Origin of the sequence: Streptomyces sp. NPDC048484, assembly GCF_040651415.1 — a bacterium.
Taxonomy (GTDB): domain Bacteria; phylum Actinomycetota; class Actinomycetes; order Streptomycetales; family Streptomycetaceae; genus Streptomyces.
On sequence record NZ_JBEZJY010000008.1, the window covers coordinates 145,626 to 161,607 of the forward strand.

General features: G+C 70.1%; 15 protein-coding genes and 1 riboswitch. Of the genes, 9 read left to right on the forward strand and 6 right to left on the reverse strand.

The annotated features are described in order from the left end of the window. Window positions 1–157 precede the first annotated feature (157 nt). The 4 genes from tsf (at window position 158) to AB0D14_RS10700 (ending at window position 3,811) form a co-directional block, all read left to right on the forward strand. Window positions 158–994, forward strand: a complete 837-nt coding sequence (tsf, locus tag AB0D14_RS10685) for a translation elongation factor Ts (protein WP_362776851.1) — start codon at window positions 158–160, stop codon at window positions 992–994. Between the two features lie 210 nt (window positions 995–1,204). Next, window positions 1,205–1,987, forward strand: a complete 783-nt coding sequence (gene pyrH, locus AB0D14_RS10690) for a UMP kinase (protein WP_362776853.1) — start codon at window positions 1,205–1,207, stop codon at window positions 1,985–1,987. A gap of 121 nt (window positions 1,988–2,108) precedes the next feature. After that, window positions 2,109–2,666 (forward strand): ribosome recycling factor, encoded by a 558-nt coding sequence (frr, locus tag AB0D14_RS10695; RefSeq protein WP_362776854.1) that lies wholly within the window; start codon window positions 2,109–2,111, stop codon window positions 2,664–2,666. Then, complete coding sequence (locus tag AB0D14_RS10700; protein ID WP_362776855.1) at window positions 2,666–3,811, forward strand: phosphatidate cytidylyltransferase; 1,146 nt, start codon at window positions 2,666–2,668, stop codon at window positions 3,809–3,811. Before frr ends, AB0D14_RS10700 begins: the two co-directional genes overlap by 1 nt. 191 nt (window positions 3,812–4,002) lie before the next feature. Here the strand turns inward: AB0D14_RS10700 and AB0D14_RS10705 are convergent, their stop codons facing one another. Then, window positions 4,003–4,245 (reverse strand): hypothetical protein, encoded by a 243-nt coding sequence (locus tag AB0D14_RS10705; RefSeq protein ID WP_362776857.1) that lies wholly within the window; start codon window positions 4,243–4,245, stop codon window positions 4,003–4,005. Between the two features lie 369 nt (window positions 4,246–4,614). On the opposite strand from AB0D14_RS10705, the gene rlmN reads away from it, so the two are divergent. The 5 genes from rlmN (at window position 4,615) to AB0D14_RS10730 (ending at window position 10,728) form a co-directional block, all read left to right on the forward strand. Further along, window positions 4,615–5,721, forward strand: a complete 1,107-nt coding sequence (gene rlmN / locus AB0D14_RS10710) for a 23S rRNA (adenine(2503)-C(2))-methyltransferase RlmN (protein WP_362776858.1) — start codon at window positions 4,615–4,617, stop codon at window positions 5,719–5,721. 39 nt (window positions 5,722–5,760) lie between these two features. Then, a riboswitch (TPP riboswitch) is annotated at window positions 5,761–5,866 on the forward strand. A 129-nt stretch (window positions 5,867–5,995) separates the two neighbouring features. After that, window positions 5,996–7,084, forward strand: a complete 1,089-nt coding sequence (locus AB0D14_RS10715) for a thiamine ABC transporter substrate-binding protein (protein ID WP_362777039.1) — start codon at window positions 5,996–5,998, stop codon at window positions 7,082–7,084. A gap of 128 nt (window positions 7,085–7,212) precedes the next feature. Next, on the forward strand, window positions 7,213–8,832 hold the full coding sequence (locus AB0D14_RS10720) for an iron ABC transporter permease (protein ID WP_362776861.1): 1,620 nt from the start codon (window positions 7,213–7,215) through the stop codon (window positions 8,830–8,832). A gap of 23 nt (window positions 8,833–8,855) precedes the next feature. Beyond that, complete coding sequence (locus AB0D14_RS10725) at window positions 8,856–9,902, forward strand: ABC transporter ATP-binding protein (RefSeq protein WP_362777041.1); 1,047 nt, start codon at window positions 8,856–8,858, stop codon at window positions 9,900–9,902. A gap of 10 nt (window positions 9,903–9,912) precedes the next feature. Continuing rightward, entirely contained in the window at window positions 9,913–10,728 is an 816-nt protein-coding gene (locus AB0D14_RS10730; protein WP_362776862.1) for a maleylpyruvate isomerase family mycothiol-dependent enzyme, read from the forward strand. Between the two features lie 132 nt (window positions 10,729–10,860). Here AB0D14_RS10730 and AB0D14_RS10735 read toward each other — a convergent pair whose 3' ends face one another. From AB0D14_RS10735 to AB0D14_RS10755, 5 genes are all read right to left on the reverse strand, one after another. Then, window positions 10,861–11,517 (reverse strand): LAETG motif-containing sortase-dependent surface protein, encoded by a 657-nt coding sequence (locus AB0D14_RS10735; protein WP_362776864.1) that lies wholly within the window; start codon window positions 11,515–11,517, stop codon window positions 10,861–10,863. 165 nt (window positions 11,518–11,682) lie between these two features. Continuing rightward, entirely contained in the window at window positions 11,683–12,816 is a 1,134-nt protein-coding gene (locus tag AB0D14_RS10740; RefSeq protein ID WP_362776866.1) for a Rossmann fold nucleotide-binding protein, read from the reverse strand. A 23-nt stretch (window positions 12,817–12,839) separates the two neighbouring features. Next, window positions 12,840–13,247, reverse strand: a complete 408-nt coding sequence (locus AB0D14_RS10745) for a VOC family protein (RefSeq protein WP_362776868.1) — start codon at window positions 13,245–13,247, stop codon at window positions 12,840–12,842. A 127-nt stretch (window positions 13,248–13,374) separates the two neighbouring features. Then, the gene (locus tag AB0D14_RS10750) at window positions 13,375–15,234 is read right to left on the reverse strand and encodes a hypothetical protein (RefSeq protein ID WP_362776870.1); all 1,860 of its coding nucleotides are present in this window, start codon (window positions 15,232–15,234) and stop codon (window positions 13,375–13,377) included. Beyond that, window positions 15,216–15,953 (reverse strand): ATP-binding cassette domain-containing protein, encoded by a 738-nt coding sequence (locus tag AB0D14_RS10755; protein WP_362776872.1) that lies wholly within the window; start codon window positions 15,951–15,953, stop codon window positions 15,216–15,218. Before AB0D14_RS10755 ends, AB0D14_RS10750 begins: the two co-directional genes overlap by 19 nt. Window positions 15,954–15,982 lie beyond the last annotated feature (29 nt).

Consider the following 15,982-nt stretch of genomic DNA (forward strand, 5'->3'; position numbering starts at 1 on the left):
TGAGTGGGGGTACCCCCACTCGTGAGTGGGAGGTGGGCGGCGCCGAGTGCGTCGCCCACCGTTCACCCCCAGCCCGTAGATCTTCGGTGGACGCCCGCCCGATCAGCGGCGGACGCCGACCTCGAGACTTCGAACTCCGAGAAGAGATTCACAGATCATGGCGAACTACACCGCCGCCGACGTCAAGAAGCTCCGTGAGCTCACCGGCGCCGGCATGATGGACTGCAAGAAGGCGCTGGACGAGGCCGACGGCCACGTCGACAAGGCCGTCGAGGCGCTGCGCATCAAGGGCCAGAAGGGCGTCGCCAAGCGCGAGGGCCGCTCCGCCGAGAACGGCGCCGTGGTCTCGATCATCGCCGACGACAACACCTCCGGTGTCCTGGTCGAGCTGAAGTGCGAGACGGACTTCGTCGCCAAGAGCGAGAAGTTCCAGGTCGTCGCCAACCAGATCGCCGAGCACGCCGCCGCGTCCTCCCCGGCCGACATCCAGGCGCTGCTCGCCTCGGAGATCGAGGCCGGCAAGACGGTCCAGGCGTTCGTCGACGAGGCCAACGCGAACCTGGGCGAGAAGATCGTCCTGGACCGCTTCGCGCAGTTCTCCGGCGCCTACGTGGCCGCGTACATGCACCGCACCATGCCCGACCTGCCCCCGCAGATCGGTGTCCTGGTCGAGCTGGACAAGGCCGACGCCGGCCTCGCCAAGGGCATCGCGCAGCACATCGCCGCCTTCGCGCCGAAGTACCTCTCCCGTGAGGACGTTCCGGCCGAGGTCGTCGAGTCCGAGCGTCGCGTCGCCGAGGAGACCACGCGCGCCGAGGGCAAGCCCGAGGCCGCGCTCCCGAAGATCGTCGAGGGTCGCGTCAACGGCTTCTTCAAGGAGGCCACCCTCCTCGGCCAGCCGTACGCGCTCGACAACAAGAAGTCCGTTCAGAAGGTCCTGGACGAGGCCGGTGTCACCCTGAAGCGCTTCTCGCGCATCAAGGTCGGCATCTGAGTCCGTACCGCGATCGACGCGCGATCCCGCTAGGGTCGACAGCAGTCGTCCGCGCTGGTCGCGTATCCCGTCCCGCGCGGACGCGCGGACGACAGCAGAACTGACGAGGAGGCCATTGCCGCGCATGGGATGCGAACAACACCCCACCGGCAGTGGCCTTCTTCGTATGTGCGACACGTATGCGCGACACGTAAAAGAGGCGAGATCTCCATGACCAGCACCAAGGCCGCCGACACGGACGACAAAGGCGACAAGGGCGATCACGGCAAGGGAGCCGGGCGCTTCCTGCTGAAGCTTTCCGGCGAGGCGTTCGCCGGTGGCGGGGCGCTCGGCGTCGACCCAGACGTGGTGCACAAAATGGCCCGGGAGATCGCCGCGGTCGTCCGTGGCGGTGCCCAGCTCGCCGTCGTCATCGGCGGCGGCAACTTCTTCCGCGGAGCCCAGCTCCAGCAGCGCGGCATGGACCGGGCCCGCTCGGACTACATGGGCATGCTCGGTACGGTCATGAACTGCCTCGCCCTCCAGGACTTCCTGGAGAAGGAGGGCATCGACTCGCGCGTACAGACCGCCATCACCATGGGGCAGGTCGCCGAGCCGTACATCCCGCTGCGGGCCGTGCGCCACCTGGAGAAGGGCCGTGTGGTCATCTTCGGCGCCGGTATGGGCATGCCGTACTTCTCCACGGACACCACCGCCGCCCAGCGCGCTCTGGAGATCGACGCCGAAGCGCTGCTGATGGGCAAGAACGGTGTGGACGGGGTCTACGACTCCGACCCGAAGACCAACCCCGAAGCAGTCAAGTTCGACGCGCTCAGCTACGGCGAGGTCATCACCCGCGACCTGAAGGTCGCCGACATGACCGCGATCACCCTGTGCCGCGACAACAAGCTCCCGATCCTGGTCTTCGAGCTTCTGGCGGAGGGCAATATCGCTCGGGCCGTCAAGGGTGAGAAGATCGGCACGCTTGTGGGTGACCAGGGCAGCCGGGCCTGACCGGGGGATGGACAATGTCCTGCCGGTCGGGAACCGTGCAGGAACAAGACGCGACGCAGCCGGCCGCCTACCCGCCAAAGGAACCGCAGCCGGGCCTACTCAAGACACGCAGGAGCAAGTGGTGATCGAAGAGACCCTCCTCGAGGCCGAGGAGAAGATGGAGAAGGCCGTCGTGGTCGCCAAGGAGGACTTCGCCGCGATCCGCACCGGCCGTGCGCACCCGGCGATGTTCAACAAGATCGTGGCGGACTACTACGGCGCACTGACACCGATCAACCAGCTGGCCTCGTTCTCGGTGCCCGAGCCGCGCATGGCCGTGGTGACCCCGTTCGACAAGAGCGCGCTGCGCAACATCGAGCAGGCGATCCGTGACTCCGACCTCGGCGTCAACCCGAGCAATGACGGCAACATCATCCGGGTGGTGTTCCCCGAGCTCACCGAGGAGCGCCGCAGGGACTACATCAAGGTCGCCCGGACCAAGGCCGAGGATTCCAAGATCTCGATCCGTTCCGTCCGCCGCAAGGCCAAGGACGGCATCGACAAGATGATCAAGGATGGCGAGGTCGGCGAGGACGAGGGCCGCCGTGCGGAGAAGGAGCTCGACGACACCACGGCGAGGTACGTCGCCCAGGTGGACGAGCTGCTCAAGCACAAGGAAGCAGAGCTGCTCGAGGTCTGATGAACCAATCTTCCTGGGGGGTGCCGCCGCAAGCCGGGTACTGGGGGCCGTCCGACCAGGGGCCTGTCCAGGGGGCTGCCCCGGCGGGTCCCGCGTACGATGCGCACCACGCGCAGCAGACTCGCCCCATGCCCATCGTGCCCGACGAACCCGCGCATGGCGGAGACCAGGATGACGACCGGGGGGCTGCTCGGACGGGCGGCCCCCTGTTCCGCGACGAGACGCCGTCGACGCCGCCGTTCCAGGCTCCTTCGCAGAATCCGCAGGTCCCGCAGAATCCGCAGGAGCCCATGACCAGCGCCGCACAACCCGCCCCCGCGCCGCAGAAAAGGAGCGCGGGCCGCGACCTGGGCGCTGCCATAGGGGTCGGTGTCGGGCTCGGCGTCGTGATCGTCGCGTCGCTGTTCGTCGTCAAGGCGGCCTTCGTCGGCGTCATAGCTGTCGCCGTCGTGGTCGGCCTGTGGGAACTCACGTCGAGGCTCGCGGAGCGCAAGAGCATCAAGGCGCCGATCGTGCCGCTGGCGGTGGGCGGCGCGGCGATGGTCGTCGCCGGATACGTCCGGGGGCCCGAGGGCGCCTGGGTGGCGATGGCGCTCACCGCGCTCGCGGTCCTGGTCTGGCGGATGACGGAGCCACCCGAGGGCTACCTCAAGGACGTCACCGCGGCGGTCTTCGCGGCCTTCTACATCCCGTTCCTCGCCACGTTCGTGGCGATGATGCTCACCGCGGACGACGGTGCGCGGCGGGTCTTCGCGTTCCTGCTGCTGGCCGTGGTCAGCGACACAGGTGCGTACGCTGTCGGCTGGCGCTTCGGCAAGCACAAGCTCGCCCCGCGCATCAGCCCCGGAAAGACCCGCGAGGGCCTGCTCGGCGCGGTCACCTTCGCCATGGCGGCGGGTGCGCTGTGCATGCAGTTCCTCATCGAGGACGGCACCTGGTGGCAGGGGCTGGTTCTCGGATTCGCGGTCGCGGCCAGCGCCACGCTCGGCGACCTCGGCGAGTCGATGATCAAGCGCGACCTGGGAATCAAGGACATGGGCACGCTGCTCCCGGGCCACGGCGGCATCATGGACCGACTGGACTCACTGCTGCCCACCGCTCCTGTGGTGTGGCTGCTCCTGGTGCTCTTCGTCGGATCCGGCTGATCGGCGGGCTTGCTCCGCCGGCAGCGAGGACCCCCAGCCGATCAAGGTTGGGGGTCTTTTGGTGCAACGCGTGCTGTACGGCGTCGAGTACGGCGTGCTGTGCGGCGTCGAGTACGGCGTGCTGTGCGGTGTGTGGCGTGCGGTACTGCGCGCAGGCTGAGGCGCTGTCGGCCCGCCAGCCCGTCAGCCCGTCAGCCCGCGTCGTATTCATGGGGCCGCCCGCCCTGCCATTCGACCCACTGAGGGTCGTCCAGCAGTTCCCCCGCGTCCGGCAGACCCGCGCGGCGCAGGAACTCGACCACATCGGCATCGCTGTGCGCCAGGCCTGCGCCCAGGGCGCGAATCGACACCCGCCGCCCGCCGCCGCCCGCCGCGCGGTGCACGACGATGGGAGCGGTGCCTGTCTCCTGCGACTGCGGCTGCCCGCGGTTCACAGCACGCCGAGGTCGGTATCAGGCCATTCGCGGACGCGGCGCAGGTGATCCGGGCGGTCCGGGCGGTCCGGGCGAGACATTTTTTCGTACACAAGTTCGATTCTAGGTCCTGAGGTGGCCTATATGGCAATGCCACACGGGCGGGTTCGTCGGTCGTGATCGGATCATGCTCCACGGGGCCGAGGCCGCCGGCCCCGCCCGGATGCCGTTGTCAGCACGCCGGCCAGGGCGAACGCCCACAGTGCCGGGCCGTCTGCGGGCCGTCGGAGGAGAGCGGCGGCGTGCGGCGTGTGGGGTCGACCACTGACGACCACCCCGCACAGCGCGCGGCCCAGGTCACACGAATCGATCTGCGACACTGGTACAGCCATGCCTAAGCCCGGAGAACTCACATTCGTTGCCCCCCGCGGAGCCAAGAAGCCGCCGCGGCACCTTGCCGATCTCACGCCCGCCGAGCGCAAAGAGGCCGTTGCCGCGATCGGTGAGAAGCCGTTTCGTGCCAAGCAGCTCTCGCAGCACTACTTCGCGCGGCTCGCACACGATCCGGAGGAGTGGACCGACATCCCGGCCGGGTCGCGCGCCAAGCTGCAGGAGGCGTTGCTGCCCGAGCTGATGACGGTCGTGCGGCATCTGTCCACCGATGAGGACACCACCCGCAAGACCCTCTGGCGGCTCTTCGACGGCACCCTCGTCGAGTCCGTGCTGATGCGCTACCCGGACCGGGTCACCATGTGCATCAGCTCGCAGGCCGGCTGCGGGATGAACTGTCCGTTCTGCGCGACCGGGCAGGCCGGCCTCGACCGGAACCTGTCGACCGGCGAGATCGTGCACCAGATCGTCGACGGCATGCGGGCGCTGCGCGACGGGGAGATCCCCGGCGGCCCGGCGCGGCTCAGCAACATCGTCTTCATGGGCATGGGCGAGCCGCTCGCCAACTACAAGCGGGTGGTCCAGTCCATCCGGGCCCTCACCGACCCCGAGCCGGACGGGCTCGGACTGTCGCAGCGCGGGATCACCGTGTCCACCGTCGGTCTCGTCCCGGCCATCAGCCGGTTCACCGACGAGGGCTTCAAGTGCCGCCTCGCCATCTCCCTGCACGCGCCTGACGACGAGCTGCGCGACACCCTCGTACCGGTCAACACGCGGTGGAAGGTACGGGAAGTGCTGGACGCCGGCTGGGAGTACGCGGCCAGGTCCGGGCGCCGGCTCTCCATCGAGTACGCGCTCATCCGGGACATCAACGACCAGGCGTGGCGCGGTGACCGGCTCGGGCGGATGCTCAAGGGCAAGCCGGTGCATGTGAACCTGATTCCGCTGAACCCGACGCCCGGCTCCAAGTGGACCGCCTCGCGGCCCGAGGACGAGAAGGCGTTCGTCGAGGCGATCGCCGCCCATGGTGTGCCCGTCACCGTCCGGGACACCCGTGGTCAGGAGATCGACGGGGCGTGCGGGCAGCTCGCGGCCACCGAGCGGTAGTCTGGCGGGCGTACCCGCATTGCGGGTTCCGACATCTTCATATTCCGACAGGGGAGCGCCACAGCGCTGAGAGTGCGGGAGAGCCCGCAGACCCTCTGAACCTTGCCCAGGTCATTCTGGGTAGGAAGTTCGGTCACTACTCAAGCTGTTGCGCCCTGCCCGGGACCCGACCGAGGTCCCGGGCAGGGCCGCGTCTCTTCCTGGTCAACCCAGGAGGAATTCCGTGAGCACCACGAGCAACAAGAACACCACGAGCAACAAGAGCACCACGAGCATCACAAGCACCGTTCAGAGAGTCACGGCCGTGGTCGCTGCCACCGGGCTCGGCCTTTTCACGCTCTCCGCGTGCGGGTCGTCCGGGTCCGGCGACGGAGGCTCCGGATCCAAGACCGTGACCCTCGTCAGCCATGACTCCTTCGCCTACACCAAGGAAGTACTGAAGGCGTTCGAGAAGGAGTCCGGGTACAAGGTCAGGGTCCTCAAGGACGGCGACGCCGGGCAGGCCGTCAACAAGGCGATCCTCACGAAGGGCAATCCGCAGGGCGACGTCTTCTTCGGCGTCGACAACACCCTGCTGTCGCGCGCGCTCGACAACGGGCTGTTCCAGTCGTACGAGGCCAAGGGCGCCGATCGAATCCAGGCCGAGTACCGGGTCGACCAGGACAAGCACCGGGTCACGCCCATCGACTCCGGTGACATCTGCGTCAACTACGACAAGGCCTACTTCAGCGAGCACAAGCTCGCCCCGCCGACGTCCTTCGACGACCTGATCAAGCCCGAGTACAAGAACCTCCTCGTCACCGAGAACGCGTCCACGTCCTCGCCCGGCCTCGGCTTCCTGCTCGGCACCGCCGCCAAGTACGGGGACGCCGGCTGGGAGGGCTACTGGAAGAAGCTCAAGGCCAACGGCGTGAAGGTCGTCGACGGCTGGGAGCAGGCCTACAACGAGGAGTTCTCCGGGTCCGCCGGCGGCAAGAAGGCCAAGGGCGACCGGCCGCTCGTCGTCTCGTACGCCTCGTCCCCGCCCGCCGAGGTCATCTACGCCGACCCGAAGCCGAAGACCGCGCCGACCGGCGTCGCGGACGGCACCTGCTTCCGCCAGGTCGAGTACGCGGGCCTGCTGAGCGACGCGAAGAACGCGAAGGGCGGCAAGGCGCTCGTCGACTTCCTCATCACGAAGCAGTTCCAGGAGGACATGCCGCTCAACATGTTCGTGTATCCGGTCCGTGAGGCCGCCCAGGTGCCCCAGGCGTTCGTGAAGTTCGGCCCGCAGGCCGAGAACCCCGAGACCCTGGACCCCGCCAGGATCGCCGACAACCGTGACGAGTGGGTCAAGTCATGGACCTCGCTCGTACTGAAGTAGAGCCCCGCGGCGAGGCCGAGGCCGAGGCCGAGGCCGCGGTCGAGCCGCGAAAGCGCCCGCCCCGGCCTCCGCGTCGACGCCCGCGCCCGCGTAGGGAGCGTAGGAGGAGTGTGGCGCGGCTTGGGCTCATGGCCGTGCCCGTCGCGTTCTTCGGGCTCTTCTTCGCCTACCCGGTCGTCGCGATCACGGCCCGTGGGCTGAAGACCGGCGGGGTCTGGCACTTCGGGCGGATCCAGGACGTGCTCGCGCAGCCGGACATCCGGCACGTCCTGTGGTTCACGACCTGGCAGGCGCTCGCTTCGACCGCGCTCACTCTGCTGATCGCGCTCCCCGGCGCGTACGTCTTCGCACGCTTCGAGTTCAGGGGCAAGCAGATCCTCCGGGCCGTCGTGACGGTTCCGTTCGTGCTGCCGACAGTGGTCGTGGGCACGGCCTTCCTGGCGCTGCTCGGGCGGGGCGGGCTCCTGGACGAGCTGTGGGGCGTACGCCTGGACACGACCGTGTGGGCGATCCTGCTCGCGCACGTCTTCTTCAACTACGCGGTCGTCGTCCGCACGGTCGGCGGCCTCTGGGCGCAGCTCGACCCGCGTCAGGAGGAGGCCGCGCGGATGCTCGGCGCCTCACGGTTCGCGGTCTGGCGCAAGGTGACGCTTCCGGCGCTCGGTCCGGCCGTGGCCGCCGCCGCACTCATGGTCTTCCTCTTCACCTTCACCTCCTTCGGCGTCGTGCAGATCCTCGGCGGCCCCACCTTCTCGACACTCGAAGTCGAGATCTACCGGCAGACTTCGGAGATCTTTGACCTCTCCACGGCCGCCGTGCTGACGATCGTCCAGTTCGTGGCGGTGGGCGGCATCCTCGCCGTCCACGCCCGGACCGTACGGCGGCGGGAGACGGCCCTGCGCCTGGTCGACGCCTCCATGACCTCCCGACGGCCGCGCGGGGCGGGGCAGTGGGCGCTGCTCGCCGCCGTCCTCGGCAGCATCGCCGTCCTGCTGGTCCTGCCGCTGGCCGTCCTCGTCCAGCGGTCATTCGACGCCCCCGGATCCGGATTCGGCTACTACAAGGCGCTGACCAGCAACGAAGGCGGTCTCTTCCTGGTACCGCCGATCGACGCCATCGGCAACTCCCTGCGGTACGCCCTCGCAGCCACCGCCATCGCGCTGCTGATCGGCGGACTCGCGGCCGCCGCTCTCACCCGCCGGGACGCCGGACGTCTCGTACGGGGATTCGACGCGCTGCTCATGCTGCCGCTCGGCGTCTCCGCCGTGACGGTCGGCTTCGGCTTCCTCATCGCGCTCGACCAACCGCCGCTGGACCTGCGGAGCACCTGGATCCTGGTGCCGCTCGCGCAGGCGCTGGTGGGCGTCCCCTTCGTCGTACGGACCATGCTGCCGGTGCTGCGAGCCGTGGACGGGCGACTGCGCGAGGCGGCGGCGGTACTCGGGGCCTCGCCGTGGCGGGTGTGGCGTGAGGTCGATCTGCCGATGGTGCGGCGGGCGCTGCTGATCGCCGCCGGGTTCGCCTTCGCCGTGTCGCTGGGCGAGTTCGGCGCGACCGTCTTCATCGCACGGCCCGACAATCCGACGCTGCCGGTCGCCGTGGCGCGGCTGCTCGGGCGGGCAGGCGAGCTCAACTACGGGCAGGCCATGGCCCTTTCGACCATCTTGATGGTGGTGTGCGCGGTGGCGTTGCTGGTCCTCGAACGCCTTCGTACCGACCTTCGCGGCGACCGGACGGGAGAGTTCTGACGATGCCCAAGCTCGACGGGGCGATGTTCGACGGGGCGATGCTCGTGCTCGATGGGGCGACCGTACGGTTCGGCGGGCGGGCCGTGCTCGACGATGTCGGGCTTGAGGTCGCCGAGCACGAGATCGTGTGTGTCCTCGGGCCCAGCGGAAGCGGCAAGTCGACGCTGCTGAGGGCGGTCGCCGGACTGCAGCACCTGGACCACGGGCGGGTGTTCCTGGACGGCCACGACCTCGATGGCGTGCCCGCGCACAAGCGGGGCGTCGGCCTGATGTTCCAGGACCACCAGCTCTTCCCGCAGCGCGACGTCGCCGGCAACGTGGCCTTCGGGCTGCGTATGCACGGTGAGCCGAAGCAGCAACAGGCCGTACGAGTGCGCGAGCTGCTCGAACTCGTAGGCCTGCCGGACTCCCACGGACGGGGCGTCGCTTCCCTTTCCGGCGGCGAACAGCAGCGGGTCGCCCTCGCCCGTGCGCTGGCTCCCCGGCCCCGGCTGCTCATGCTCGACGAACCGCTCGGCCAGCTGGACCGCTCCCTGCGTGAACGCCTCGTGGTCGAGTTGCGCGAGCTCTTCGGCGAGTTGGGAACCACCGTGCTCGCGGTCACCCACGACCAGGGGGAGGCCTTCGCGCTCGCCGACCGGGTCGTCGTCATGCGAGACGGGCGGATCGCCCAGTCGGGTACGCCACTTGAGGTCTGGCAGCGTCCGGCAGACGAGTTCGTGGCCCGTTTCCTGGGCTTCGAGAACGTGGCCGGGGCGACCGTCGGGGGAGAGGCCGCGGACACCCCCTGGGGCAAGGTGCCGGTGCCCCGCGACACCCGACAGGGCGAGGTCACGCTGCTCGTCAGACCTGCGGGCGTAAGGCTAGTACCGGCCGCGGAGGGGCTGCGCTGCACGGTGGCCGCACGGACCTTCCGGGGCACCCATGTCGCCGTACAGCTGCAGCCCGAGAACGCGCCGCGGCTTGAGGCGGCGTGCGCGCTGCGGGACGCGCCGGAGACCGGGGAAGAGGTCGGGGTGACCTTCGACGCAGCCGAAATTGTCGTACTCGGAGAGGCCCGAGCCGCCTAGGGTGCGGCCCATGACGCTACTCGGGCATGACCGTTACTGCGACGAAGTCGTCGGCCAGACCGCGCTGCTGAGGTCCCATCTCGTCGGGGCGGACCTCACCGCGACCGTGCCGACCTGTCCGGACTGGACTCTGTGGGAACTCGCCGTGCACGTGGGCGGGGCGCATCGCTGGTCCGAGCACATCGTGCGGACGCGGGCGACCGGGGACGTGCCGGTCGAGGACGTGCCGGGCGGGAGGCCGCAGGACGGCGACCCCGCCGCGCTCGACGCCTGGCTCGCGGAGGGCGCGGAGCGGGCCGCGGAGACCTTCCGCGCAGCCGGAGCCAATACCCCGGCCTGGTCCTGGGCCTGGGAGCACACGGCCGGTTTCTGGGCGCGGCGGATGGCGCACGAGACGGTCATCCACCGGGCCGACGCGGCGGGCACGACCGGGGTGACGTTCGAGGTCGATCAGGACCTGGCGGCGGACGCGATCGAGGAGTGGCTGCAGATCGTCCACTTCGCGCGGGAGGAGTATCCCGACGACGCCACGAGGGAACTGCGCGGTGCGGGCCGCAGTATCCACCTCCACGCCACTGACACCCCCACCACTGACACCACTACCGACACCGACCCGGGCCTGGAAACCGAATGGCTCATCGAGTTCGGCGACAAGGGCATCGACTGGCGGCACGGCCACGAGAAGGCGAACGTCGCGTTGCGCGGGCCCCTCACCGACGTGCTGCTCGCCTTCTACCGCAGGCTTCCGCCGGACGGCGGCCGGCTGGAGGTCCTGGGGGAGCGCGAGGTACTGGACTTCTGGCTGGAGCGAGCCTCGTTCGACTAGGACAGGTCCTAGCGAAAACAGCGAAGGGCCCGCCCCCTGGAATTCGCCAGCGAGGGGACGGGCCACAACAGCTACTACAGGTATTACAGCTACTACAGGTACTACAGATGTGACAGGTCCGACCAGTTGGTGTCAGCGACCGTTCGCCGCACCACGGCGACGCAGCGCGTACATCACACCGGCACCGGCCGCCACGAGCGCGGCCGCGATCCCGGCGATCGCACCGGTGTTGGAGCTCGAACCGGTCTCGGCGAGGTTCGAGTCGCCTGCGGGCGACGGAGTGTTCTCACCGGCCGAGGCGGCGGGAGTGCTGCTCTCCGACTCCGAGGGCTCCGGGGACTCCGCGGGCTTGGAGGGCTCCTCCGCGGGCTTAGAGGGCTTGTCCGAAGGCGACGGGGTCGCCGGAGGCGTCGTCTCCTCGGACTTGCACGCCTCGGACCCGGTGACGAGGTTCGGCTTGATGTCCTCGTCGACCTGGTTGCCGGCCTTGACGTGCACGCGGTACGTCGCGTTCGGCTTCCAGTCCTCGGAGAAGTCGATGGTCACGCCTTCGCGTGTGCCCTCGACCTCCTGCTCACCGACGAGCTTGGCGTCGGCACCGTTCGACTGGAGGAAGACACTGACCTTGGCCTTGACGCCCGACGGGTCCTTGTCGGTGACGCTGATGACGCCCTTGGTGCCGTCGCACTTGGCGACGGCCTTGAACTCACTGATGTTGCAGGCGAGCGCGTTGCCGGCGAGGCCGAGCGTGAGCGCGGCCGAGGCGGAGGCAACTCCGAGAATGCGCACAGAACGCGCGGTACGGTGAGATATGGACACGATTGCCCTTCACGGGATGCACAACAACGAGGGGGGTGGTGGGGGTTGCTGCGAAACAGCAACCCCAGACGCCTCACAGGTTTATTGGGCACCGTCTCCGGTTGTCAATCCATTGTCCGTCTTGCCCCTTGGCTTTTAGGTTTCGTTTACACGCGACAGTCGGTCGAGCGTCTCCGGTGCCTCCTCGATCCGGTCCACCAACGCGATGCGGGACTCCATCGAGCGGTCGCGGGCAAGGGCCTGGAGGAGGGGCCAGGCGGGCAGGCGCTCCGTCCAGTGGGCGCGGTCCACCAGCACCATGGGGGTGGGTTCGCCGCGGGACTCGTAGTAGTTGGGAGTCGTGTTGTCGAAGATCTCCTGGACCGTCCCGGCAGCGCCGGGCAGGAAGACCACACCCGCGTTCGAGCGGGCCAGCAGGCCGTCCTCGCGGGTGGCGTTGGCGAAGTACTTGGCTATGTGGGAGGCGAAGGCGTTCGGCGGCTCGTGTCCGTAGAACCAGGTGGGGATGCCCACCGAGGTGTTGCCCTTCGGCCAGCGGTCGCGCACCTCGAAGGCGGCACGTGCCCAGTCGGTCACGGACGGGACGAACGAGGGTGCCTTGGCGAGGAGTTCGCACGCCTCGTCCAGCATGCCGTCACGGTACGGGGCCGAGTACGCGCCGAGGTTCGCCGCCTCCATCGCGCCGGGGCCGCCACCCGTGGCCACTGTGAACCCGGCGCGGGCGAGTGCACGGCCGAGCCGTGCCGCGCCCGCGTACGCGCCGGTGCCGCGCGCCATCGTGTGACCGCCCATCACGCCCACCACCCGCGCCCCGCGCAGGAGTTCTCCGAGGGCGTCCGAGACGCTGTCGTCGTGGATGGAGCGCAGCATCGACGCGTAGATGTCGCCGTCGGCCCTGGTCCGCTGGAACCAGGCGTACCCGGCGGCGTCCGGTGTCTCCTCGTAGCCCTTGTCGAGGGAGGCGAACAATTCGTCGGGCGTGTAGAGATGGCCGCGGTACGGGTCGAACGGCACGTCGGGCAGGGGCGGGAAGACCAGGGCGCCGTCGGCGCGGATCTTCGCCGCCGCGCTCTCCCGCATCGGGCAGCCCAGGAAGACGGCGCCCGCGGTGTCGCTGGCGAGCAGCTCTTTCGTACGGTCCGTCAGGTCGACGGCCTGGACGCGGAAGTCGGCGAGGGTGCCGCGTGCCGAGACGGTCGCGTCGAACTCCTCGAGCGTCTCGATCTCGCGGTCGTTGTGGTGGGCCACATGGGCGGGGCTCGTCTGCACCCGCCCATGTAAGCATGGCCGGTTCAGCCCTGGAGGGCTGCCGGGTCCATCCACATGACCTCCCAGGTGTGGCCGTCCGGGTCGTCGAAGGCGCGCCCGTACATGACGCCGTGGTCCTGGGGCTCCCCGCTCGCCGAGCCGCCCGCCGAGATGGCCCTGTCGACCAGCTCGTCCACCTTCTCGCGGCTCTCGGCGCTGAGACACAGGAGTACCTCGCTCGTCCTCGTCGAGTCCGCGATCTCCTTCTTCGTGAAGTCCGCGTAGCGCTTCTTGTTCAGCAGCATCGCGACGATCGTGTCGCTGATGACGACGGACGCGGAGTTCTCGTCCGAGAACTGCGCGTTGATCGTGTAGCCGAGTTCGGTGAAGAACTTCTTCGACGCGTCCACGTCGCTCACGGCCAGGTTCACGAAGATCATCTGCTGGTACATGGGGGGTCCTCCGTAGGGTGGGTTGCTGTTCGGAGGGTCAGACCGGAGGGCCGTCAAAAAGTCATCGGTCCGCGCGAATCTTTTTCGTACGTGCGGTCGATCTCCTCCCGTACGGCGGGGCAGTGGGTCAGTGGGCCAGCGGCAGTACCGCGAGCTCCGCGACGGCCCAGGTCAGCGGGGAGAGGACGACGAGCAGTGCGCCGGCGCGAAGGGCGGCCGCGACGCGCAGAGTGGTGGCGGGCGCGCCGATCCGCAGCAGGGCCGAGGTGGTGTCGGCGCGCGCGTTCTTCGCCTCGACGGCGGCGGTCAGGAGCGTCGCCACGGTGCACCCGGCGACGAGCAGCGCGCCGAGCGTGGTGAGAGGACCGATGCCGGGGCGTGTACCGGTGTGGAGCACGGCCATGGCGTACGCGCCCGACGCCACCGCGCACACCACGCCGAGCGGGCGGCCGATACGGGTCGCCTCCTCCATGAGTACGCGCCCGGCGAGCAGCCGCAGGGCACCCGGCCGTACCGACTGGAGCAGCCTGCCGCCGAGGTGGGTGAGCGCGGGCCCGGCCAGCGCCAGTCCGAACGCGGTGAGCGCCCAGCCGACGAGCACCCCGAAGGACCCACCGGTGAAGCCGCCGGGCAGCGCGGGCCCTCCGTGAGCGGGGGCGGTACGTCCGGCGTACGTCTCCACCGCGAGCCCGGCGGCGAGCACGGCCGCGCCCCAGGGAAGGCCGCCGGGGGCGGGGAGCGGGGCCAGGGGGCGGTGAGGGTCCAGCGGGGAGCCGGCGAGCTGCACGAGCGAAGGGCTGCCTGCGGGGCTGCCTGCGGCGGTCTCGCTGTCCGGGCCGTGGGGGCCGTGGGGGCTGGCCGGGTCGGCCGGGTCAAGCAGGTCAGCCGGGTCAAGCGGGTCAGCCAGGTGAAGCGGGCTGTCCGGGTGGCGGAGGGGTGTGTCGTCGGGGGCGGGTGCGCCGGACCCGGCCTGTGCGGGGGAGTCGGGGTGGGCAGCGGCGAGGTGGTGGTCGTCGGTCCTCACGGTGCCGCGGGCGCCCGAGCGGCGGGGCGCGTCGAGCGCGACGACGTCGCCGGATCCTTCCGCGGTGCCGCGTCGGGCATTGGTACGTCCGGCGTTTTCGGCACCGGCATGTCCGGCACGGTCCGCACGGGTACGTCCGCTACGTCCGGCGCTTTCGGGACCAGTACGTCCGGCACGTCCGGTGCTCTCGGTGCGTGCGTCGTCGGGAGCCCCGTGCGTGCTCGGCGCCTCCGACGTACCGTCCCGGACGGTGGGGCCGGAGTCGGGCGCGTCCTGCCCGGGGGCGTCCCGGCCCTCGTCGTGGCCGTCCGCCCTTGCGCGCGCCCGCACGCCCGCGCGTGCCCCGAAGCGCCCGTACGCGCCGAATCCGACGTGCTCGGAGGAGCGTCCGTGGCCGCCGAAACCGCCCAGCCGTCGTGGGCGTCCGCCCGCCGCGGTACCGGTCGGCCGCCCGTCCCGCGGGCGCAGCACCACCGCGCCGGCCACCGACGCGATGACCGGCACCAGTGCCAGGAGCGTGAGCACGGCGGGCAGGGGCAGCGGCTGGTTCGCGGCGAGGAGGCCGGCGGCCTCGCCGTCGAAGGGGAGCCCGGTCAGATCGCCGCGCAGGTGCAGGAAGAACAGCAGGGCGACCATCGAACCGAGCGTGCAGGACGCCGCGGTGGAGACGGCCGCGAGGACCATCAGCTGCCCGGGGCCCAGGCCGATCGCCGAGAGTCCGGTCCGGGGCCGGGTGGCCGGGTCGGTCCGGGCGACGGCGACCGCGAACTGCACGGTGGCGGCGATCGGCGCGACGCACCAGGCGAGGCGGAGCACGGCCGACGCCGACGCGTCCGGATGCCCCATCGCGTATCCCAGGGTGCACAGGAGCAGGAAGCCCGTGCCCGCGGCCGCCGCGGCGACGAGGAGCCTGCGGAACTGGACCGCGGGGTGGGCGCTGCGGGCTAGGCGGAGAGCGAGCACGCGGCGCGGCCTTCCGTCTCGCTGACCGGCGGCAGATGGACGGTGTTCACGTGCCGCCCGTCGAGCAGCGACACCGTACGGTCGGCGAGCGCCGCGGTGTCCGTGTCGTGCGTGGCCAGGACGACGGTGATCCCGTGCGAGCGGGCCGCCGTGGTGAGCGTGCGCAACACCTGGGCGCGGTCCGCGCGGTGCAGCGGCGCGGTGGGCTCGTCGGCGAAGATCACGGTCGGCGCGGGGACCAGGGCGCGGGCGATGGCCACGCGCTGGCGTTCCGCCTGGAGCAGGACGTACGGGCGTTTGCGGGCGCAGTCGCCGATGTCCAGGCGGTCCAGCCACTCCAGGGCGGCCGTCTTGGCCCGTCGGCGGCTGACACCGCGGAGCATCAGGGGCAGGGCCGCGTTCTCCCAGGCGTTCAGTTCGGGGACGAGGACCGGTGCCGGGTCGATCCAGCCGAAGCGGTCGCGGCGCAGCCGCTCGCGGGCCGACGGACCCATGGTGTGGAGGGGGGTGCTGCTGAACCAGACCTCGCCCTCCTGCGCCAGGAGCTGGCCCGACAGGCACTGGAGCAGGGTCGTCTTGCCGCTGCCTCGCGGACCGCCGACGGCGAGGATCTCGCCCTCGCGAACCCCGAGTGAGACGCCGGTGAGTGCGGGTGAGCCGTTGTGTGTGACGTGCAGGGCGTGTGCCCACAGCACCTCGTGGTCCGGCGGAGCCGCCATCGCGTACACCTCTTCAGATCTGATTCGCG